The sequence below is a fragment of the Streptomyces sp. NPDC025651 genome (assembly GCF_055558735.1).
Genome location: NZ_JBVHLZ010000005.1, coordinates 546,805 through 568,385 on the forward strand (window position 1 = coordinate 546,805; position 21,581 = coordinate 568,385).

18 protein-coding genes and 1 pseudogene are annotated in these 21,581 nt (G+C 71.6%); 16 read left to right on the forward strand and 3 right to left on the reverse strand.

The genetic code is table 11. The annotated features are described in order from the left end of the window. Window positions 1-23 precede the first annotated feature (23 nt). The gene (locus tag ACZ4D5_RS21785) at window positions 24-971 is read right to left on the reverse strand and encodes an NADP-dependent oxidoreductase (protein WP_467774011.1); all 948 of its coding nucleotides are present in this window, start codon (window positions 969-971) and stop codon (window positions 24-26) included. Between the two features lie 96 nt (window positions 972-1,067). Here ACZ4D5_RS21785 and ACZ4D5_RS21790 point away from each other — a divergent pair, with 96 nt between their 5' ends. Then, the gene (locus tag ACZ4D5_RS21790) at window positions 1,068-2,060 is read left to right on the forward strand and encodes a GlxA family transcriptional regulator (protein ID WP_467774012.1); all 993 of its coding nucleotides are present in this window, start codon (window positions 1,068-1,070) and stop codon (window positions 2,058-2,060) included. Here the strand turns inward: ACZ4D5_RS21790 and ACZ4D5_RS21795 are convergent. After that, window positions 2,044-2,388, reverse strand: coding sequence for a DUF427 domain-containing protein (locus ACZ4D5_RS21795; RefSeq protein WP_467774013.1), 345 nt, complete (start codon window positions 2,386-2,388; stop codon window positions 2,044-2,046). The genes ACZ4D5_RS21790 and ACZ4D5_RS21795 overlap by 17 nt on opposite strands. Before the next feature lie 96 nt (window positions 2,389-2,484). Between ACZ4D5_RS21795 and ACZ4D5_RS21800 the strand changes: the two are divergent. The 10 genes and pseudogenes from ACZ4D5_RS21800 (at window position 2,485) to gatB (ending at window position 13,720) form a co-directional block, all read left to right on the forward strand. Further along, window positions 2,485-2,897, forward strand: a pseudogene (locus tag ACZ4D5_RS21800) (hypothetical protein). After that, window positions 2,894-3,439, forward strand: a complete 546-nt coding sequence (locus ACZ4D5_RS21805) for an LOG family protein (RefSeq protein WP_467774014.1) — start codon at window positions 2,894-2,896, stop codon at window positions 3,437-3,439. Before ACZ4D5_RS21800 ends, ACZ4D5_RS21805 begins: the two are co-directional and overlap by 4 nt. A 16-nt stretch (window positions 3,440-3,455) precedes the next feature. Next, window positions 3,456-4,145, forward strand: a complete 690-nt coding sequence (locus tag ACZ4D5_RS21810; RefSeq protein WP_467774015.1) for an SDR family oxidoreductase — start codon at window positions 3,456-3,458, stop codon at window positions 4,143-4,145. Further along, window positions 4,142-5,149, forward strand: coding sequence for a methionine synthase (locus tag ACZ4D5_RS21815; RefSeq protein ID WP_467774016.1), 1,008 nt, complete (start codon window positions 4,142-4,144; stop codon window positions 5,147-5,149). The genes ACZ4D5_RS21810 and ACZ4D5_RS21815 overlap by 4 nt, the downstream gene beginning before the upstream one ends. 30 nt (window positions 5,150-5,179) lie before the next feature. Further along, window positions 5,180-7,363 carry an NAD-dependent DNA ligase LigA gene (ligA, locus tag ACZ4D5_RS21820; RefSeq protein ID WP_467774017.1) on the forward strand — a complete coding sequence of 728 codons (2,184 nt, stop codon included), beginning with the start codon at window positions 5,180-5,182 and terminating at the stop codon, window positions 7,361-7,363. A gap of 315 nt (window positions 7,364-7,678) precedes the next feature. Next, window positions 7,679-10,015, forward strand: coding sequence for a putative bifunctional diguanylate cyclase/phosphodiesterase (locus ACZ4D5_RS21825; RefSeq protein ID WP_467774018.1), 2,337 nt, complete (start codon window positions 7,679-7,681; stop codon window positions 10,013-10,015). Window positions 10,016-10,157: 142 nt separating this feature from the next. Then, on the forward strand, window positions 10,158-10,454 hold the full coding sequence (gene gatC / locus ACZ4D5_RS21830) for an Asp-tRNA(Asn)/Glu-tRNA(Gln) amidotransferase subunit GatC (RefSeq protein WP_010984178.1): 297 nt from the start codon (window positions 10,158-10,160) through the stop codon (window positions 10,452-10,454). A gap of 5 nt (window positions 10,455-10,459) precedes the next feature. Beyond that, window positions 10,460-11,953, forward strand: a complete 1,494-nt coding sequence (gene gatA, locus ACZ4D5_RS21835; RefSeq protein ID WP_467774019.1) for an Asp-tRNA(Asn)/Glu-tRNA(Gln) amidotransferase subunit GatA — start codon at window positions 10,460-10,462, stop codon at window positions 11,951-11,953. Next, the gene (locus tag ACZ4D5_RS21840) at window positions 11,950-12,189 is read left to right on the forward strand and encodes a hypothetical protein (protein WP_467774020.1); all 240 of its coding nucleotides are present in this window, start codon (window positions 11,950-11,952) and stop codon (window positions 12,187-12,189) included. The genes gatA and ACZ4D5_RS21840 overlap by 4 nt, the downstream gene beginning before the upstream one ends. 16 nt (window positions 12,190-12,205) lie before the next feature. Continuing rightward, the gene (gene gatB, locus ACZ4D5_RS21845; RefSeq protein ID WP_362329102.1) at window positions 12,206-13,720 is read left to right on the forward strand and encodes an Asp-tRNA(Asn)/Glu-tRNA(Gln) amidotransferase subunit GatB; all 1,515 of its coding nucleotides are present in this window, start codon (window positions 12,206-12,208) and stop codon (window positions 13,718-13,720) included. Between the two features lie 113 nt (window positions 13,721-13,833). Here gatB and ACZ4D5_RS21850 read toward each other — a convergent pair whose 3' ends face one another. After that, window positions 13,834-15,060, reverse strand: a complete 1,227-nt coding sequence (locus tag ACZ4D5_RS21850; protein ID WP_467774021.1) for an SMI1/KNR4 family protein — start codon at window positions 15,058-15,060, stop codon at window positions 13,834-13,836. Between the two features lie 195 nt (window positions 15,061-15,255). Between ACZ4D5_RS21850 and ACZ4D5_RS21855 the strand changes: the two genes are divergently transcribed. The 5 genes from ACZ4D5_RS21855 (at window position 15,256) to ACZ4D5_RS21875 (ending at window position 21,539) form a co-directional block, all read left to right on the forward strand. Further along, entirely contained in the window at window positions 15,256-17,382 is a 2,127-nt protein-coding gene (locus tag ACZ4D5_RS21855) for a phosphocholine-specific phospholipase C (protein ID WP_467774022.1), read from the forward strand. 235 nt (window positions 17,383-17,617) lie between these two features. Beyond that, window positions 17,618-19,882, forward strand: a complete 2,265-nt coding sequence (locus ACZ4D5_RS21860) for an MMPL family transporter (RefSeq protein WP_467774023.1) — start codon at window positions 17,618-17,620, stop codon at window positions 19,880-19,882. After that, on the forward strand, window positions 19,851-20,417 hold the full coding sequence (locus tag ACZ4D5_RS21865) for a GNAT family N-acetyltransferase (RefSeq protein ID WP_467774024.1): 567 nt from the start codon (window positions 19,851-19,853) through the stop codon (window positions 20,415-20,417). The genes ACZ4D5_RS21860 and ACZ4D5_RS21865 overlap by 32 nt, the downstream gene beginning before the upstream one ends. A 35-nt stretch (window positions 20,418-20,452) precedes the next feature. Beyond that, window positions 20,453-21,124, forward strand: a complete 672-nt coding sequence (locus ACZ4D5_RS21870) for a hypothetical protein (protein WP_467774025.1) — start codon at window positions 20,453-20,455, stop codon at window positions 21,122-21,124. Window positions 21,125-21,323: 199 nt separating this feature from the next. Then, window positions 21,324-21,539: a hypothetical protein gene (locus ACZ4D5_RS21875; RefSeq protein WP_467774026.1), complete on the forward strand. Its 216-nt coding sequence runs from the start codon at window positions 21,324-21,326 to the stop codon at window positions 21,537-21,539. Window positions 21,540-21,581 lie beyond the last annotated feature (42 nt).

Genomic DNA, 21,581 nt, shown 5'->3' on the forward strand with positions numbered 1-21,581 from the left:
CAGGCCTTCGCTCAAGCCGTCGCTCAGGCCTTCGCGACCTGGAGGACGATCTTGCCCTGCGTGCGGCCCTGTTCGCCGTACGCGTGGGCCTGTGCGGCGTCCTCCAGAGGCAGCACCGTGTCGACCTCGACGCGGAGCTTCCCCTCGTCGACCAGACGCGCGATCTCCAGCAGGCCGAGGCGGTCAGGCTCGACGACCGTCCACCCGGCGTGCACGCCCAGCTCGGCGGCGCGCGCGGGGTCCGGCAGGCCGCCCGGGTCGGGCAGCGTGACCAGGTGGCCGCCGCGGCGCAGGACCTCCAGGGACCGGTTGCCGTAGGCGCCGCCCACGCCGTCCAGGACGACGTCCACGTCGCGCACCGCCTCGGTGAAGTCCACGCGCGCGTAGTCGACGACTTCGTCCGCGCCCAAGCCGCGCAGGAAGTCGTGCTTCTCCTCGCGGGCGGTTCCGATGACGTACGCCCCGTGCGCCTTGGCGATCTGCACGGCGAGGTGCCCCACGCCGCCGGCCGCCGCGTGGATCAGCACCCGCTGCCCGGCGCGCAGCCCCGCCGTCTCGATCAGGCCCTGCCAGGCGGTGAGCGCCGCCAGCGGCAGAGCGGCCGCCCGGACGTGGTCGATGCCGGCCGGCTTGGGCGCGAAGCGCCGGGCGGGCGCCGCGACGTACTCGGCGTAGCCGCCCGCCTGCTCGGGGAAGCGGGGCATGCCGAACACCTCGTCGCCGGGCCGGTACAGGGTCACTCCGGGGCCCACCTCCTCGACGACGCCCGACACGTCGTAGCCGAGGATCGGGGTGTCCCCCCAGGTGCCGAAGGCGCCCTCCGCGCGGGTCTTCCAGTCGACGGGGTTGACGCCCGCCGCGTGCACCCGGACCAGGATCTCGGTGAGGCCGGGCTCGGGGCGGTCCACCTCCACGGGGACGAGGACTTCGGGGGCGCCCCAGGTGCGGGGGGTGACGGCGCGCATCTTCATGGTCTTCCTCTTTCGGAACGGTTCGAGGATCCAGGGTGCGTCGGCGGGGACGATCACAGTGCTGGCAGTTTGGCCATGATGTGACAGGATTCGGCCATGGACGCGGACATGGCTTCCGGAGACAGGCGGCACCGCGTGGCGGTCCTCGCGCTGGACGGCGCGTACGCCTTCGAGATGGGCATCCCGCCGCGGATCTTCGGGGCCGCGGAGGACGCCGAGGGGCGCCCGCTGTACGACGTCGTCGTCTGCACGGTGGACGGGGCTCCGGTGCGGACGGACGCCGGGTTCGAGGTGGCGGTGGAGCACGGCCCCGAGGCGCTCGCGGAGGCGGACACGGTGGTGATACCGCCGACGAACCGCCTCTGCGGCGGCACGCTGGACGGCGTCCTGCCCGACGGCCTCGCCGCCGCCCTCGGCCGCGTACGCCCCGGCACGCGCTGGGTCTCGTTCTGCACCGCCTCGTACATCCTGGCCGCCGCCGGGCTGCTCGACGGGCGCCCCGCGACCACGCACTGGAAGGAGGCCGACCACTTCCGGCGGACCTTCCCCCGGGTCGCCCTCGACGAAGGCGTCCTGTTCGTGGACGACGGCGACATCCTGACGGCGGCCGGCGTCGGCGCCGGCATCGACCTCTGCCTGCATCTGCTGCGCCGCGACCACGGCACCGCCGTCGCCCACCGCGTCGCCCGCTTCTGCGTGGTCCCGCCCTGGCGCGACGGCGGACAGGCGCAGTTCATCGAACGGCCCGTCCCCGAGCCCACGCTCGCCACGACCGCCGCCACGCGCGCGTGGGCCCTGGAGCGGCTCCAGGAGCCGCTGTCCCTGGGCGATCTCGCCGCCCACGCGCGCATGAGCCTGCGCACCTTCACGCGGCGCTTCCAGGAGGAGGTGGGCATGCCTCCCGGGCGCTGGCTGACGGCTCAGCGCATCGAACTGGCCCGGCAGCTCCTGGAATCCAGCGACCTGCCGGTGGACGTGGTCGCCCACCGCGCGGGGTTCGGCACCGGCAACTCCCTGCGCCAGCACATGCGTTCCGTCCTCGGCGTCTCGCCGGTCGCCTACCGCAGGACGTTCACGGCCGCGTCGTAGAAGTCGCGGTGATGTCCGCGTCGTAGAAGCAGAAGTGGTCCTTGATCGCCGCCACGTCCGGCTTCGGTTCCGGGTACGCCCACACCAGGTCGGCGGCGTCCGGCAGCGACCAGTAGGAGGCGGTTCCCTTGAACGGGCAGTACGTGCGGGTCCGCGACGGCGTCAGCAGATCGGTGCGCACGTCCTCCGGAGGGAGGTAATAGCGCGGGGGGTATCCCGTCTCGCGCAGCACCAGGGGACGGCGGCTGTCCGCAACGACCTGCCCGTCGCGCTCCACGCGCACGTGGTCCGTGCCCTGCTCGACAGTGATCCGGTGTCCTTCGGCCATGGCCGTGCCCTTCTGGATCGGTGACAACTGGTCCCTACAGCGCCTCGAAAGGCCGTCTTCTTCCCCGGCCGCGTCCCCGCGTACGCCCGCCGTGCCCTGCGCGACGCCGTGCTGCGCGTCAGGCACCGCGACCACGTCGCCGTACTGCCGGGCCGTGATGGCGTCCGACGCGGCCCGCAGCGCCGAGGCCGCGGTCGGCGGCGGGCCCTGCGTGGACCGCCGGGAACCTGCGCGCGGGGCGTCTGTTCATCGACCACCTCGACACCGGGCACTACTACGGCATCGACATCTCGCCCGACATCCTCATCGCCGCCCAGCGCACCCTCGTACGCCACGTCCTGCGCGAGGACTTCTCCTGCCGCACCGAGACCCTCCTCCAACTCGCGGAGAAGCACGGCCTGTCGGCGGTCCTCATGGCCGACTGGGAGGACAGGCCGCACGGCCAGTCCAAGATCCGCGTGAGGCGGCGGGCGCCGGTGTCGGAGGCGGAACGTACCGTGGGCGCATGAACATCTGCGTCTTCCTCTCCGCCGCCGACCTCGACGACCGCTACACCCGCCCCGCCCGCGAATTCGCCGAACTGCTCGGCAAGGGCGGCCACACCCTGGTGTGGGGCGGCTCCGAGAGCGGCCTGATGAAGGTCGTGGCGGACGGCGTCGCGGAGGCGGGCGGCCGGCTCGTCGGCGTCTCCGTCGACTTCCTCGCGGCCAAGGCGAGGGCCGTCACCGCGCCCGACGAGATGGTGATCGCCCGCGACCTCGCCGAGCGCAAGGCACTGCTCCTGGAGAAGGCCGACGCCGTCGTGATCATGGTCGGCGGCACCGGCACGCTCGACGAGGCCACCGAGATCCTGGAGCTGAAGAAGCACGGCAAGCACACCAAGCCGGTCGTCCTGCTGAACTCCGAGGGGTTCTACGACGGCCTCAAGGAGCAGTTCCGCCGCATGGAGGACGAGGGCTTCCTGCCCGTCCCGCTGACCGACCTCGTCTTCTTCGCGGAGGAGCCGGTGGGCGCGCTGGCGTACCTGGAGGAATCGCAGGGCACCCAGTGATGCGAGCATGGCGGGTATGGCAACACATGTGATCACCGGGGCGGGCTCCGGCATCGGCGCGGCCGTCGCCCGCCGCCTCCACGCACGCGGCGACGACCTCGTCCTGCACGCGCGCGACGCGGGCCGCGCCAAGGAGCTCGCCGCCCAGTTCCCCGGCGCGAGCACGCTCGTCGGCGACCTCTCCGACCCCGACAAGCTCTCCTGGGCCTTCGGCCACCAGTCGCTGCCCCCGCGCGTGGACTCCCTCCTCCACATCGCGGGCGTCGTCGACCTCGGCCCGGTCGGCGAGCTCACCCCCAAGTCCTGGCGCCACCAGCTCAACGTCAACCTCATCGCCCCCGCCGAGCTGACCCGCCACTTCCTGCCCCAACTCCGCGTCTCCCAGGGGCACGTGCTCTTCGTCAACTCGGGCGCGGGCCTCAACGCCCACGCCGACTGGTCCGCGTACGCCGCCTCCAAGCACGGCCTGAAGGCCCTCGCCGACTCGCTGCGCCACGAGGAGCACGCCAACGGCGTCCGGGTCACCTCGGTCTACCCCGGCCGCACGGCGAGCGCCATGCAGGTCAAGGTCCACCAGCAGGAGGGCAAGGAGTACGACGCCGCCCGCTGGATCGACCCCGAGTCCGTCGCCACGACGATCGTCATGGCCCTGGACCTGCCGCGCGACGCGGAGGTCAACGACCTGACGGTGCGGCCCGGACGATGAACGACTTCCGTTGGGGCCCGGCGAGCGGCGTCGGGTCCATGCCGGGCGGCGACGCCCGCGAGGCCGCCAAGACCGTCACCGGCAGCTTCGAGGGGCCCGAGCAGGGCATCCCTCACCTCGCCGAACTCCCCGCGCGCGGACCCGGCGCCGACATGATCGGCCGCACCGCGGGGCTGCTCGTCGACCTCTACGCGCGCGTGGAGCCCAGCGGCTGGCGCATCGGCGACCGGCCGGGCCGCGACACCCGGCGCGCGAAGGCCTGGCTCGGCGAAGACCTCGACGCCCTGGAGGAGTTCACCCAGGGGTACGAGGGCCCGCTCAAGGTCCAGGCCGTCGGCCCCTGGACGCTCGCCGCCGCCCTGGAGCTCAGGAACGGCGAGGCCGCGCTCTCCGACCCCGGCGCCTGCCGCGACCTCGCGGGATCGCTCGCCGAAGGGTTGAGCGCCCATCTCGCGGACGTACGCCGCAGGGTGCCGGGCGCCCAGGTGGTCCTGCAGCTCGACGAGCCCTCGCTCATCGCCGTGCTGCGCGGGCAGATCAAGACCGCGAGCGAGTACCGCACGCACCGCGCCGTGGACCGCCAGCTCGTGGAGAGCACGCTGCGGGACGTCCTCGGCGTCCACGACGGACCCACGGCCATGCACTCCTGCGCGCCCGACGTGCCGTTCGCGCTGCTGCGCCGCGCCGGTGCCGACGCGATCTCGTTCGACTTCTCGCTCCTCACCGAGCGTGACGACGAGGCGATCGGCGAAGCGGTCGAGGGGGGCACGAAGCTCTTCGCCGGTGTCGCGCCCGGCGTGGACGGCCGATTGTCAGACCCTGCCGGTAGCGTCATGGGTGTCAGGTCGCTGTGGCGCAGGCTGGGACTGAATCCGGGATCACTCGCGGAGTCGGTCGTTCTCACTCCGTCGTGCGGACTCGCGGGAGCCTCTCCCGCGTATGCGCGCGAGGTGCTCGCCCACTGCGTCCGGGCGGCGAGATCGCTCGCGGACAACCCTGAGTAATTGGGTATGACGTAACGGGAGGACGTAACGGTGGCTGTCGAACAGCAAGGCAATGTGCCCACCGAGGCACGGGATCACCATGCCCAGCTGGCCGAACAGATCGAGGAGCACCGCTTCCGGTACTACGTGAAGGACCAACCGGTCGTCAGCGACGCCGAGTTCGACAAGCTCCTGCGTTCCCTCGAAGCCCTGGAGGAGGAGTATCCGGAGCTGCGTACGCCGGATTCGCCCACCCAGAAGGTCTCCGGTTCGTACGAGACCGAGTTCACGTCGGTCGAACACCGCGAGCGCATGCTCTCCCTCGACAACGCCTTCGACGACGAGGAGCTGGCCGCCTGGGCCGACCGCGTCGCCAAGGACGTCGGCTCCCCGGGCTACCACTTCCTGTGCGAGCTGAAGGTGGACGGCCTCGCGGTCAACCTCACGTACGAGGACGGGAAGCTGACCCGCGCCGCCACCCGAGGCGACGGCCGCACCGGCGAGGACATCACGCCGAACGTCCGCACGATCACGGACATCCCCGACCGCCTCAAGGGCGACCGCGTCCCCGCCCTCGTCGAGATCCGCGGCGAGGTCTTCTTCCCGATGGAGAAGTTCGAGGAGCTGAACGCCCGCCTGGTGGAGGCGGGCGACAAGCCCTTCGCCAACCCCCGCAACGCCGCGGCGGGTTCGCTGCGCCAGAAGGACCCGCGCATCACCGCGACCCGCCCGCTCCACATGGTCGTGCACGGCATCGGCGCCCGTGAGGGCTTCGACATCGACTGCCTCAGCCACGCCTATGAGCTGCTGCGCGAGTGGGGCCTGCCCACCGCCCAGCACAACAAGGTGGTCGACGACCTCCAGGGCGTGCGGGACTTCATCGCGTACTTCGGAGAGAACCGCCACTCCGTGGAGCACGAGATCGACGGCGTCGTCGTCAAGCTCGACGAGATCCCGCTGCAGGGCCGCCTCGGCTCCACCTCGCGCGCCCCGCGCTGGGCGATCGCGTGGAAGTACCCGCCCGAAGAGGTCAACACCAAGCTGATCAACATCCGCGTGGGCGTGGGCCGCACGGGCCGCGTCACTCCGTACGCCCAGGTGGAGCCCGTCACCGTCGCCGGCTCCGAGGTCGAGTTCGCGACCCTGCACAACCAGGACGTGGTGAAGAAGAAAGGCGTCTTCATCGGCGACACGGTCGTGATCCGCAAGGCGGGCGACGTCATCCCGGAGATCCTCGGCCCCGTCGTGGACCTGCGGGACGGCTCCGAGCGGGAGTTCGTGATGCCCGCCGAGTGCCCCGAGTGCGGGACGGCGCTGCGGCCGATGAAGGAGGGCGACATCGACCTCCGCTGCCCCAACGCCCAGTCCTGCCCCGCCCAGTTGCGTGAACGTCTCTTCTACCTCGCGGGCCGCAAGAGCCTGGACATCGAGAACTTCGGGTACGTCGCCGCGGCCGCGCTGACCAAGCCCCTGGAGCCCGCACAGCCGCCGATCCTCGACGAGGGCGACATCTTCGACCTGAAGATCGAGGAACTGCTCCCCATCAAGTCGTACGTCCTGGACCAGGACTCCGGCCTGCCCAAGCGCGACCCCAAGACCGGCGAGGAGAAGGTCGTCACCTTCTTCGCCAACCAGAAGGGCGAGGCGAAGAAGAACTCCCTCGCCATGCTGGAGAACATCGCCGCCGCCAAGGAGCGCCCGCTCGCCCGCGTCCTCACGGGCCTCTCGATCCGGCACGTCGGCCCGGTGGCGGCCGAGGCGCTGGCCCGCGAGTTCCGCTCCATCGACCGCATCGAACAGGCCACCGAAGAGGAGCTGGCCGTCGTGGAGGGCGTCGGCCCCACCATCGCGGCCTCCCTCAAACAGTGGTTCGCCGAGGAGTGGCACCGGGAGATCCTGCGCAAGTGGCGGGCCGCCGGGGTGCGCATGGAGGAGGAGGCGAGCGGCGAGGACGAGGGCCCGCGTCCGCTCGAAGGCCTCACGGTCGTCGTCACCGGAACCCTTGAGCACCACACCCGGGATGGCGCGAAAGAGGCGCTGCAGAGCCGGGGAGCCAAAGTGACCGGTTCCGTTTCCAAGAAGACGGCATTCGTGGTCGTGGGGGAGAACCCCGGATCGAAGTACGACAAGGCCATGCAGCTGAAGGTTCCGGTTCTCAACGAGGAAGGGTTCGCTGTCCTGCTCGAACAAGGACCGGACGCGGCGAAGGAAGTCGCGCTTCCGACCGAGGAGTAGCGGTTGAAGGCCACCCGTTCAGCGCATACCAGATGCATACGGGTGGCCGGGTCGCATTCGGGCAACCGTAGTCGACCGCTGCCCGTGGAAGCCTTCTGCGGCCTACTGTTGAGGTGTGCGCCTGCCGTGCCCCGCTGCGAACGGGGTATCTCCTGCTCATCAAGAGCTTGGAAAGGGGGCATCCCCTACTCGGCACGAGTTCGGGAGTACGGCGTCCCCTTGCTCGTGAAGAGGCCGGGGACGGTTGTTCGGACACGGCCGACTCCGGGCCGAGTCCGTGTGGCGTGGGCACCGCCGGCTGTGAGAGGGACGGGAATGGAACCGACCGAGAGCGCCGCCCCGGACTCACGGCTGCGCGCGCGCCTGTGGCGTGCGCCGAGCGTCTGGCTGCGCGGCCGCCGGGCAGCGACGGCGACCGACCCGGGCCCGGCGGGCGGACCCGCACCGGCCTCCGGATCCGCCGCGCTGAGCACCGCCATCGAACCCCGCGAGCGCGCCTGGAGCGCCCCCGCGGGACACGGCTCCGACACCGCCGCCCTGGCGGGCGCGGGCGGAACCGCCCCGCACGACAACCGCGCCCCCTGGCCGCTGCTGCCCTTCACGGTCGTCGTGGCGGCCGCGGTCCTGCTCGGCACGGGCTTCTTCCAGGCCTTCACGGGCAGACACGCCCTGTTCCCCGCCAGTACGGCCGGCTGGTCCCTCGCGGTCCTCACCGGCCTCATCGTCGGCCATCTGGTCGCCCTCGGCCGCGACCGCTGGTGGGGCGGCACGGGCTCCGGCGGCGCGCTCACCGTCGCCGTCCTGCTGCTCTACGGCTGGGTGCCCGCCGGCATGGTCAGCCTCACCACCGTCGTCCTGGTCGGCGCAGCCCGCAGGCACCGCTGGCGCCAGGGCGTGCTGCACGGCGCGGTCGACATCCTCGGCATCGGCGCGGGCGCGCTCACCCTGGCCGCCTTCGGCACCGCGCCGAGCGCCGAGTCGCCCTGGCTGCCCGAGACCTGGGATCTGTACACCGCGCCCGAAGTGGCCCTGGTCGCCGTCGCCTACCTCGCCGTCACCCGCATCCTGCTCTGGTACGTCCACGCGCCCCGCACCGGAGCCCTGCCGACGGTCACCCGCACCGCCCTGGTCCGACAGGGCCTCCTCGGCATCGCGCTGCTCGGCATCGCCCCGCTGATCTGCGTGGTCGCGATCTCCCTGCCGATCCTGCTGCCGCTCTTCGCGATCCCGCTGGTCGCCCTCGACTCCACCCTGTGGATCGCCCGCGCCAGGGCGGAGGAGCAGCTGCGGGACCCGCTCACCGGCCTGCCCAACCGGCAGTGGCTCCTGGAGCGGACCTGGACGGCCCTCGACGACGCCGAGCGCATCGGGGCGCGGTCCGCCCTGATGCTGATCGACATGGACCGCTTCCGGTCGGTCAACGACACCCTCGGCCACCTCGCGGGTGACCGGCTGCTGCTCCAGATAGCGGACCGGCTGCGGATCGCGCTGCCGCGCGGCGCGGAGGCCGCGCGCCTGGGCGGCGACGAGTTCGCCGTACTCCTCCCCGTCGCCGACTCCACCACGTCGGCCACGCGCGTGGCGCGCCAGCTGGTCGCCGCGCTCGGCTCCCCGCTCGACCTCGACGGCCTGACCCTCGTCCTGGAGGCCAGCGCGGGCCTCGCCGTCTTCCCCGACCACGCGCTCGACGCGGAGGGCCTGCTGCGGCGGGCGGACGTCGCGATGTACCAGGCCAAGCGGGACCGCACGGGCGTCGAGGTGTACGAGTCCAAGCGTGACTCCAACACCCCTGACCGCCTGGGCCTGTTGGGGGACCTGCGGCGGGCGCTCGACGCGGGGGACGTCGAGCTCCACTACCAGCCCAAGGTCCGCTTCGACGGCAAGGTCGCGGGCCTGGAGGCGCTGGTGCGGTGGGTGCACCCCGAGCGCGGGAAGGTGCCGCCCGACGAGTTCATCGCCATCGCCGAGTCCTCCGGCCTCATGCCGCACCTGACGGAGTACGTCCTGGAGACGGCCCTCGGCCAGGTCGCCAAGTGGCAGGCGCAGGGACTGAAGGTCCCCGTCGCCGTCAACGTCTCACCGCGTGACGTCCACACGCCCGGCTTCGCCGGCGCGGTCGCGGCGCGCCTCGCCCGGCACGGGGTCCCCGCGGGCGCACTCCAGCTGGAGATAACCGAGCACGTCCTCCTGGAGGACCCGCAGCGTGCCGCGGACACCCTGGCCGGGCTCACCGGCCACGGCGTCAAGATGTCGCTCGACGACTTCGGTACCGGCTACTCCTCGCTGGTCCACCTGCGCCGCCTCCCGGTCAGCGAGCTGAAGATCGACCGCTCCTTCGTGGCCCGCCTCGCCGTCGACAACGAGGACGCGGAGATCGTCCGCTGCACCGTCGACCTCGCGCACTCGCTCGGGCTGCTCGTCGTCGCCGAGGGCGTCGAGGACGACGAGACGTGGGAGCGGCTGCGCGACCTCGGCTGTGACGCGGTGCAGGGCTGGCTGGTCGCCGCGGCGATGCCCGCCGAAGAGACGACCGCGTGGCTGCGGGCGCGCGGCTCCCGCGGCTGGCGCCGCCCGGTGGACCTCGCGGCGGAGGCGGAATCCGCCGCCGACGGTTCCGACGTGGGGCGCTCTCCGGGGCACGTGGTGCAGTAGGCGTCACGCGGCGGCGAGGCCCCTGGGGCAGGGGCGGAGAGACCCCCGGGGAGCGGTGACGAGCAAACCGTTTAACGGGCACACCGCACCGCCCCATAGGATTGGGGTCACAACCCACACACTCACCCCTGAGGATCGCCGCATGCCTGGCATCACGCGCGAGGAGGTCGCCCACCTCGCCCGCCTTGCACGTCTGGAGCTGAAGGCCGAGGAGCTCGACCACTTCGCCGGACAGCTCGACGACATCATCGGCGCGGTCGCCCGCGTCTCGGAGGTCGCCGACCAAGACGTACCGCCGACCTCGCACCCGCTGCCGCTGACGAACGTCATGCGCGCGGACGAGGTCCGTCCGTCGCTCACCCCCGAGCAGGCGCTCTCGGGCGCCCCGGCCCAGGAGCAGCAGCGTTTCAAGGTGCCGCAGATCCTGGGGGAGGACTAAAGAACATGACGGACATCACCAAGCTCACCGCCGCCGAGATCGCGTCGAGGATCGCCTCCGGCGAGCTCACCGCCGTCGAGGTCACCGAGGCCCACCTGGCCCGCATCGAGGCCGTCGACGAGAAGGTCCACGCCTTCCTGTACGTCGACCGCGAGGGCGCCCTCGCGCAGGCCCGCGCCGTCGACGAGAAGCGCGCCAAGGGCGAGAAGCTCGGCCCGCTGGCCGGCGTCCCCGTCGCGCTCAAGGACATCTTCACCACCGAGGGCATCCCGACCACGGTCGGCTCCAAGATCCTCGAGGGCTGGATCCCGCCGTACGACGCGACCGTCACCAAGCGCCTGAAGGCCGCCGACGTCGTCATCCTCGGCAAGACCAACATGGACGAGTTCGCCATGGGGTCCTCCACCGAGAACAGCGCCTTCGGCCCGACGGGCAACCCCTGGGACCTCACCCGCATCCCCGGCGGCTCCGGCGGCGGCTCCGCCGCGGCCCTCGCCGCGTACGAGGCCCCCCTCACCCTCGGCACCGACACCGGCGGCTCCATCCGCCAGCCCGCGGCCGTCACCGGCACGGTCGGCGTCAAGCCGACCTACGGCGGCGTCTCCCGCTACGGCATGGTCGCCTTCTCCTCCTCCCTGGACCAGGGCGGCCCCTGCGCCCGCACCGTCCTCGACGCGGCCCTGCTGCACGAGGCCATCGCGGGCCACGACGAGCTCGACTCGACGTCCATCGACGCCCCGGTCCCGCCGGTCGTCGAGGCCGCCCGCAACGGCAGCGTCGAGGGCATGCGCGTCGGCGTCGTGAAGCAGTTCGCCGGCGAGGGCTACCAGGCCGGTGTCGTCCAGCGCTTCAACGAGTCCGTCGAGCTGCTCAAGTCGCTCGGCGCCACGATCGTCGAGCTGGACTGCCCGTCCTTCGACCTGGGCCTGTCGGCGTACTACCTGATCGCGCCGTCCGAGTGCTCCTCGAACCTCGCCCGCTTCGACGCCATGCGCTACGGCCTGCGCGTCGGCGACGACGGCACGAAGTCCGCGGAGGACGTCACCGCGCTCACCCGCGAGGCCGGCTTCGGCGACGAGGTCAAGCGCCGCATCATGCTCGGCACGTACGCGCTCAGCTCCGGCTACTACGACGCGTACTACGGCTCGGCCCAGAAGGTCCGCACGCTCATCACGCAGGACTTCGAGAAGGCCTTCGAGCAGGTCGACGTCATCGTCTCGCCGACGACGCCGACCACCGCCTTCCCGATCGGCGAGCGCGCCGACGACCCCATGGCCATGTACCTGGCCGACCTGTGCACCATCCCGACCAACCTGGCGGGCAACGCCGCCATGTCGCTGCCCTGCGGCCTCGCGCCGGAGGACGGCCTGCCCGTCGGACTGCAGATCATCGCCCCCGCCATGAAGGACGAGCGCCTCTACAAGGTGGGCGCCGCGGTCGAGGCCGCCTTCGTGGAAAAGTGGGGGCACCCGCTGCTGGAGGAGGCACCGTCGCTGTGAGCGCACTGAACAAGGCCAAGGGCTTCAAGAAGTCCAAGACCGGTACGTATCTGTCGATCGGCACCACCGCGTTCGGCGCGGTCTCCGTGCTCAAGCAGGCCAAGAAGGCCCGCCACGAGCACGACACGCTCCGCCTCGTGGACGCCGTCGTCTCCGCTGCCGCCATCGCCACCGGCGTCGCGCTGCTCCTGCGCGAGCTCAAGCGCCTCGGCGACGACGACGTCCTGCTGGGCTGAGAGGGAAAGTTTCACCGTGACTGCCACTACTGACCTGGTGTCGTACGAGGAAGCCCTCGCGACGTACGACCCCGTCATGGGCCTCGAGGTCCATGTCGAGCTCGGCACCAAGACCAAGATGTTCTGCGGCTGCTCGACCGCGCTGAAGCAGGACGCGAACAGCCAGACCTGCCCGACCTGCCTCGGCCTGCCCGGCGCGCTGCCGGTCGTGAACGAGATCGGCGTCGAGTCCGCCATCAAGATCGGCCTCGCGCTCAACTGCGAGATCGCCGAGTGGTGCCGCTTCGCCCGGAAGAACTACTTCTATCCGGACATGCCGAAGAACTTCCAGACCTCCCAGTACGACGAGCCGATCGCCTTCAACGGCTATCTGGACGTCCAGCTGGAGGACGGCGAGGTCTTCCGCGTGGAGATCGAGCGCGCCCACATGGAGGAGGACACCGGCAAGTCGACGCACGTCGGCGGTGCCACGGGCCGTATCCACGGCGCGTCCCACTCCCTGCTCGACTACAACCGCGCGGGCATCCCGCTCATCGAGATCGTCACCAAGCCGATCGAGGGCGCGGGCGAGCGGGCCCCCGAGGTCGCCAAGGCGTACGTCGCCGAACTGCGCGAGCTCATCAAGGCGCTCGGCGTCTCCGAGGCCCGCATGGAGCAGGGCCAGATGCGCTGCGACGTGAACCTCTCGCTGCGCCCCAAGGGCCAGGAGAAGTTCGGCACGCGCAGCGAGACGAAGAACGTCAACTCCCTGCGCTCCGTGGAGCGCGCGGCGCGCTTCGAGATCCAGCGCCACGCGGCCGTGCTGTCCTCGGGCGGCACGATCATCCAGGAGACCCGTCACTTCCACGAGGACGACGGCTCCACCACCTCGGGCCGCGTGAAGGAAGAGGCGGAGGATTACCGCTACTTCCCCGAGCCGGACCTGGTGCCGGTCGCCCCGTCCCGCGAGTGGGTCGAGGAGCTGCGCGCCGGACTCCCGGAGCTGCCGCGGGTGCGCCGCAACCGCCTCCGCGAGGAGTGGGGCATCTCCGAGCACGACATGCAGTCGATCCTCAACGCCGACGCCATCGGCCCGATCGTCGCCACCATCAACGCGGGCGCGGACGCCGCGTCGGCCCGCAAGTGGTGGATGGGCGAGCTGGCGAGGAACGCCAACGAGCAGGGCGTGGAGCTCGGTTCGCTCCCGATCACCCCGGAGCACGTCGCCCGGGTGACCGCGCTCGTGTCCGCGGGCGACCTCAACGACAAGCTGGCCCGCCAGGTCATCGAGGGCGTCCTGAAGGGCGAGGGCACGCCGGACGAGGTCGTCGAGAAGCGCGGCCTGAAGGTCGTCTCGGACGAGGGCGCGCTGACGGCCGCCGTCGACGAGGCCATCGCCGGCAACCCCGGCGTCGCGGACAAGATCCGCGGCGGCAAGGTCGCGGCGGCGGGCGCGCTGGTCGGCGCGGTCATGAAGGCCACGCGCGGCCAGGCGGACGCGGCCCGCGTCAAGGAGCTGATCCTTCAGAAGCTGGGCGTCAGCGAGGGCTGAGGTTCTCCTCGCCCATGTGAACTGAGGTTCTCTTCGTCTACGAGCGGGGGGCGGCGCATCCGAAAGGGGCGCCGCCCCCTCGCCGTACGCGAGCACTCCGCGCCGGTCCGGGGCTAGTCCTCCTCCCGCGGCGCGCCGAACGGTTCGAAGAACATCAGCTCCAGGGGGTCCTGGTCGCGCCGCAGCCAGGGGATGCCGGAGACGGCGGGGCGGCCGCCGCGCAGCCAGTGCAGCAGCGTCTCGGTGAAGTTCGTCTCCAGGGGCGGGCCCTGGTCGTCGTGCCGGGGGTTGACGGCGACGCGCCACTGGTCGGGGTCGTCCCCGTCGGCGCACCAGCCGATCTGGTCGCCGTCGATGCTGGAGGCGACGGGCAGGAAGCCGCCCGGCTCGGGCCAGGCGGGCAGCGGGTAGTACTCGGGGTGCGACTCCCGCAGGCTGCGGTATCCGTCGAGCATCTCCTCGACGCCCGCCGCGAGCCCGAGCCGGTGGTCCAGGTCGAGCGGGGCGGGCATGTCGAGCCACCAGCCCCAGTTCCCCGCGCCGTACGTCCGCGAGAGCGCCACGAAGTCCGTGGGCAGCCGCGTGCCGAGCCGCTCGAAGAGCTCTGCCCAACTGGCCTCGCCCAGCCGGGGGGTGAGCGGCGGGGGTATCAGCGCGGTGATCGCCTCCAGGCCCTCGCCCCGGGTGAGCGCGGCGTGCTGTGCCGCGTCCACGTACGTCCCGCGGGGCGGTGGGGTCCAGGGTGTGGCGTCCGCCAGCGGGGGCCAGGTGCGCACGGCGGGGTGCAGCGGCCCCAGCCGGCCGCTGGGCTCGCCCGGGTTCGGCACGCCGCTGAGCACGGCCGCCGACAGCCATTCCAGGAACGGGACTTCGTACGAGACCCAGGGCTCCGCCGCGCCTACCGCCACGGAGGTGGTCATCAGCACCACCGGCCACTCGTCCGGGTCCTTCGAGGCGGACGTGTCCCAGAACAGGTGGTCGCCCCCCGAGGTCGTGGCGAAGGCGAGCAGGCCGCCCTCGTCGGGCAGGAAGCGGCGCTCCTCGCGGTCGTGCCGCATGAACATCCGGGGACGGATGGCGGAGTGGCGGTGGGTCTCCAGGATCCAGGCCGCGTACTCGTACCGCCCGTCGGTGCTCGTGCACGGTGTGTGCAGGCGGAGGGAACCGGAGGCGGGGAGGCCTATCTCGACCGGGCCGTACGCCGACACGAGCGTCTTGTAGTCCTCGGGGAGGGGGACTTCCAGCCAGGTCTCGACCGCCGCCCAGTCGACGTCGGGCGCGGCGGCGGGCGGTGGTCCGACCAGGTCCGTGAAGGCGGCGACACGTGCGGTGAGTTCCATGGTTCCGAGGATGGCACCCGCCACTGACAGCGCCGTCGGCGCGCCCGCCCTACGCCTTGCGTCCAAGACCATTTGGACGTTCACCCCGACTTCGGTCCCCGGCCTTCACAAGGAAACCGGACGTCACTAGCGTCCCGGCAGAACAAGCCAATGGGTCAACAGGCAACCATTGGGCCACAGATGGGGAGGACGTACGTGACGTCGGAGATTTCGCGCAGACGCCTGATGGCGATCGGCGGCGGCGCGATCGGCGCCGCCGCCGTCGGTTCCTTCCTGCCGCCCTCGCTGCAGGAGGCGCTGGCGAAGGGGCAGCCGAAGGGCGGCGGTCTCGACTCGATCGAGCACGTCGTGATCCTGATGCAGGAGAACCGTTCCTTCGACCACTACTTCGGTTCCCTGCGGGGCGTGCGCGGCTTCGGCGACCGCAACGCCATCCAACTGCCCGGCGGGAAGTCGGTGTTCGAGCAGCCCGCGCTCCTGCGCACCGTCCTTCCCTTCCCGGTCCGGCAGGCCGCCGAGACGCAGAAGAAGGACCTCCAGTACATCGGCGCGCTCGACCACTCCTGGAGCGGCGGCGCCAAGGCCTGGCACGACGGCTGGATGGACGGCTGGGTCACCGCCAAGACGGCGGCCACCATGGCGTACTACACGCGCGAGGACATCCCGCTGCACTACGAACTCGCCGACACGTTCACCGTCTGCGACGCCTACCACTCCTCCATCCACACCTCCACCAGCCCCAACCGCAACCACCTGTGGAGCGGCAGGACCGGCTACGAGGCGAACGGCAAGCGGGCCGTCGGCAACGACGCCTACGACGAGGGCACGCACCCGGGCTACGACTGGGGCACGTACGCCGAGCGCCTGGAGAAGGCGGGCGTGAGCTGGCAGACGTACACGGAGTGGGAGAACTTCACCGACAACCAGATCGAGTTCTTCACGACCTTCAAGGCGATCGCCCGCAAGGTCCTCGCCAAGACCGGCCTCACCTTCATGGAGGCCTTCTACGCCAAGGTGCGCGACGCCAGGGACGAGGCCGAGCGCACGAAGCTGCTCGCCACTCTGGACGAGGGCGTCGCCACGCTGACCCGGCGCGAGCGCTCCCTCTTCGAGCGCGGTCTGCGGCGCGTGCCGACCGGGAAGCTCGCCGAGACGTTCGCCGCGGACGTCGCCGCGGGCAAGCTCTCCAAGGTGTCCTACCTGGTCCCCTCCGCGCTGGACTCCGAGCACCCCAGCGTCTCCTCGCCCATCCACAGCGCGACCATCGTCTACAAGGTCCTCGACGCGCTCGCCTCGCACCCCGAGGTGTGGCGGCGCACCGCCGTCTTCATCAACTACGACGAGAACGACGGCTTCTTCGACCATGTGCCGCCGCCCGTGCCCGGCGGGGACTCCGACGAGGAGAAGGCGGAGCGCTGGGAGGGGCGGCCGACCGGGCTCGGCGCGCGCGTGCCGATGCTCGTCGTCTCGCCGTGGACCGTCGGCGGCTACGTCTGCTCCGAAGTCTTCGACCACACCTCCGTGGTGCGCTTCCTGGAGAAGTGGACGGGCGTGCGGGAGCCCAACATCAGCGCCTGGCGCCGCAAGGTCACCGGCGACCTCACCGGCGCCTTCGACTTCCGGCGCGGCCACCGGCAGCCCGACGTGGAACGGCCGGGCGCCATCCCGGAGTTCAGCGGCCGCTGGGCCCCGCAGCCGCCCCTGAAGCAGTCCATGCCGGTCCAGGAGCCCGGCACCCGCCGCGCCCGTCCGCTGCCGTACCAGCCCGACGCGGACGTGCGGCCCGGCGACGACGGCGCGCTCACGGTGCGGCTGCGCAACGGCGGCAGCTCCAGCGCGCACTTCGCGCTCTATCCGTACGCGGGTGAGTTCAAGGTCCCGCAGCACCAGGACGTCGCGCGCAAGGGCTCCTGGACCGTGCCGGTGCCGGGGGACACGTACGCCTTCACGGTCACCGGGCCGAACGGCTTCCGGCGCGAGTTCGCGGGCGCCAAGGAAGGCGCGGAGGGCAAGGGCGGACAGGGCGGCGGCGCGCGGCTCTCCTCCGCGATCACCCGTCGTGAGATCCACCTCACCCTGGCCAACCGCGGCCGCGGCGAGCTCGTCTTCACGGTCAAGCCGCTCGGATACGTGGATGAAGCGGACATCAGGTGGCGGACGCGGACCGTCCGCGTCAAGGCCGGCAGCAGCCGCACCGTCGCCTGGCACACCGCAGACGAGCACGGCTGGTACGACGTCGAGGTCACCACCGACCGGGACGCCGCCTTCCGCCGCCGGCTCATGGGGCACATCGAGAACGGGCGCGCGAGCGTCTCGGGCTGACGCCCGGCGTGCGCGGGTGCGCGGAGGTTCCCGAGGGCCCTCCGCGCACCACGCGTGCGGCCCCCGCACACTCCTCGTGCCCTTGTGAGTAAGGCCACGAAAGGGACTAAGGATCTCCAAGGGCTGTCAAGGTGTCTGCGGCACTCAAGTCGCCGCTCATGCGTTCTTTGCGGGCTGTTCGTCGCATCACGGCTGTTCCCGGTAAAGATCCACGAACCATCCAGGGAGCCAGTCCGTGGCAGCACTCGCACGGTGGTGCGTCAGGCACCGCCTCCTCGCCGTCCTGCTCTGGCTCGTCGCGCTCGGCGGCACCACGACCGCCGCCGCCGTCGCGGGATCCGCGTACTCGAACGACTACGAGGTCCCCGGCACCGAGTCCGGTCGCGCGACCCAGCTCCTGAACGAGGGCTTCCACGGCCTCGGCGGCGACAGCGACACCGTCGTCTGGCACACGAAAACCGGCACCACGGTCCACGCCGCCGACGTCGAACAGACGATGTCCGACGCCCTCGACACGATCGCGAAGATGCCCGCCGTGGCCTCCGTGGCCGGCCCGTACGACGCCAAGGGCGCGGGCCGGATCAGCGAGGACGGCCGCACGGCGTACGCCACCGTCACCTTCCACGAGCAGGCCGACGACATCTCCAAGGCGGACGCGCAGGCCGTCGTCGACACCGCCAAGGCCGCCGGGTCGAGCCACCTCCAGGTCGAGCTCGGCGGCACCGCCATCGGCCTCACCGAGTCCAAGAGCGCCAAGGTCGCCGAGATCGTCGGGGTCGCCGTCGCGGCCGTCGTGCTCTTCCTCGCCTTCGGTTCGCTCGCCGCCTCGGCCCTGCCCATCGCCACCGCGCTGGTGTCGGTCGGCACCGCGTACGCGGGCATCGTGCTGCTCGGCCATGTGATGACGGTCGCCGACTTCGCACCCATGCTCGGCACCCTGATCGGCCTCGGCGTCGGCATCGATTACGCCCTGTTCATCGTGACCCGGCACAGGAAGGGCCTCAAACGCGGCCTGCCCGTGGCCGTCGCGGCCGAGCGCGCCGTCGCCACCACCGGGCGCGCCGTCGTCTTCGCGGGCGCCACCGTCTGCATCGCCCTGCTCGGCATGCTCATCCTGCGGCTCGGCTTCCTCAACGGCGTGGCCATCGCCGCCTCGCTGACCGTCGTCCTCACCGTCGCCGCGTCCGTGACCCTGCTGCCCGCGCTGCTGTCCTGGATCGGGCCGCGCGCCCTCGGCCGCCGCGAGCGCCGCAGGCTCGCCGAGAACGGGCCCGAACCGGAGGTGCCGACCGGGCTCGCCGCCCGCTGGGCCGCCTTCGTGGAGCGCCACCCCAAGCTGCTCGGCACCGTCGCGGTCCTCGTCATGGCCGTGCTCGCGCTGCCCACCTTCGCCCTGCACCTGGGCACGTCCGACCAGGGCAACAACCCGGCGTCCAGCACGACGCGGCAGGCGTACGACCTGCTCGGAGGGGGCTTCGGGCCCGGCGTCAACGGCCCCCTCACACTCGTCAGCGAGGTCTACGGCGCGGGTGACCACACCGCCCTCGACGACCTGGCCGGCACACTGAAGTCGACCGAGGGCGTCGCCTCCGTGAGCCCGGTGACGTACGACGAGAGCGGCCGCACCGCCTTCCTCACCGTCGTCCCCGACTCCGCCCCGCAGTCCGAGGCGACCAGCGAACTCGTCGACCGGCTGCGCGACGACGTCCTGCCGAAGGCCGAGGCGGACAGCTCCCTGGACGTGCAGGTCGGCGGCGTCACCGCGAGTTACGACGACTTCGCGGAGATCATCGTCGGCAAGCTGCCGCTCTTCGTGGGCGTGGTCATCGGGCTCGGCTGCGTCCTGCTGCTCCTGGCCTTCCGCTCGATCGGCATACCGCTGAAGGCCGCCGCGATGAACGTCGCCGCCGTCGCCTCCGCCTTCGGGATCGTCGTCGCGATCTTCCAGTGGGGCTGGGGGAGCGAGCTGCTCGGGCTCGGCAGGGCGGGGCCGATCGAGCCCTTCCTGCCGGTGATCATGGTCTCGGTCCTCTTCGGGCTCTCCATGGACTACCAGGTCTTTCTGGTCAGCCGGATGTACGAGGAGTGGCTGGAGACCGGCGACAACCGGCGGGCCGTCCGCGTCGGCCTCGCCGAGACGAGCCGCGTGATCAACTCCGCGGCCGTGATCATGATTTCGGTCTTCCTCGCCTTCGTCCTCAGCGGCGACCGGGTCATCGCGATGTTCGGCATCGCGCTCGCCGCGGCCGTCGCGCTCGACGCGTTCGTCCTGCGCACCCTGCTCGTACCGGCGCTCATGCACATGCTCGGCGGCGCCAACTGGTGGCTGCCGCGCCGCCTGGACCGCCTCCTGCCGCGCATCAGCATCGAGCCGCCCGAATGTCGTTCGAACGTGCGCGGCGACCGTGCGAGGATCCCGGGACAGCGGGACGTACACGAAGACGACCCCGGTGGGCTGAAGGAGCAGGATGTTCGCGATATCGCTGGGCGAGGGCGCTGAGCTGCGGCCGCTGGAGCCGTGGCAGGCACAGGAGTTTCTCGAACACGTCGATCGGGCGCGTGAGTACGCGGGGCCGTGGGTGCCCTTCACCGTGACCGTCACGGACCTGGACTCCGCGCGGGCGCACCTCCAGAGGTACGCCGACAAGCAGGCGTCCGACACCGGCCGCTTCTACGGCATCTGGCTGGACGACAAGCTCGTCGGCGGCGTCCTCTTCCGGATCTTCGACACCAGCACCGACTGCTGCGAGCTCGGCGTCTGGCTGGAGCCGTCGGCCGCCGGGCGCGGCCTGGTGAACAAGGCCTCGCGGATCCTCGTCGACTGGGCCGTGGACCAGCGCGGCATGCACCGCGTGGAGTGGCTGGTCTCCTCCCTCAACGAGCGCAGCAAAGCGGCGGCCGCGCGGCTCGGATTCACCAGGGACGCCGTGCTGCGGGAGAGTTTCCCCTGGCAGGGGACGCGGCACGACATGGAGGTCTGGGCGGTCCTCGCCCCGGAGTGGCGGGCGGCGCGGGACGCACGGGACGCGCGTTAAGAGAGCTCTCAGACTCCGTCCGTACGGTGCGGAGCATGGGTACTAAGACAGATGACGCGGCCGGGGCCAAGGGCGCGGCCGGGACCGAGGAAGCGACCGAGGAGGGCGGCCCCGAGGACGCCGTCGGTACCAGGACGGACAAGGCCGCCGACCTCACCAAGGACACCAAGTCCGGTGTGGAGGCGGACGCGGAGGCCGACGCGAAGGCCGGATCCGAGGCTTCGAGCGAAGCCGACGTCGAAGCTGACGTGGAGGACGAGGGCGAGGGCGCCGCGGAGCTCGATGCCGGGCCCGCCGCCCCCGCCAAGTCCGCCGGCGTCGGCCAGGGCGCCGTGGCCGTGGTCTCCGCCGCGCTCGGCGTGATCGGTCTCTCGGGTGGCTGGCTCGGCACCGTCGCCTCGGCGCGCTCGAACATCATCGGGCAGCTGGAGACCCGGCAGTCCGCGGACGTCGCCGCGCAGATCCAGGCCCTGTACGGCGACTCCTGGAAGATCACCGCGCTCATCGCGGGCATCTTCGCGCTCGCGGCCCTGGTCAGCGGTTTCCTGGTGCTGGTCAAGCCCCTGTTCGGCGCCCCGGGCCAGGAACAGGCCCCGTGGATCAAGTCCGTGGCCTGGGCGGGTGTCGCCCTCGGCGTGATCGGGCTGGTCCTCGCCGTCGCCAAGTACTCGGACCTGCTGCTCGGACTGCCCTCGGCACCGTCCTGAGCCGTTCCGCACAGGCCTAAGGCAAGGGCGGGGCAGGGGCTAAGGCCCCTGCCCCGCCCTTCTTCGTGCCTAAGGCCCCCCCACCCCCTTGAGATGCGGCACTCGCCCGATGTGGCCGACCCCCCTGGGAGACGAGAGTGGAGACATCGCACAGAGCGATGGGAACCACCGAGAACCACAACAACCCAAGGGGTACGAGATGTTCGAGTACGAGATGCACCAGCTCCGCGCCGCCGACCTGCGCCGGGAGGCCGCCGAGGGCCGACTGCTCCGCGAGGCCCGCACGGTCCGCGCCGCCGCCCGCCGCTCGGCCCGCCACGAAGCCGAGGGGCAGGTGAGGGCGCCCCTCGGGAGGGCCATCGGCAAGACGCTCGGCAGGACTCTCGGAAGGACCCGCTGCACGCGGGCCGCCTGAGATGGAAGGGCCTGTGCCGGTGACCGCTCCGCGGATATCGGG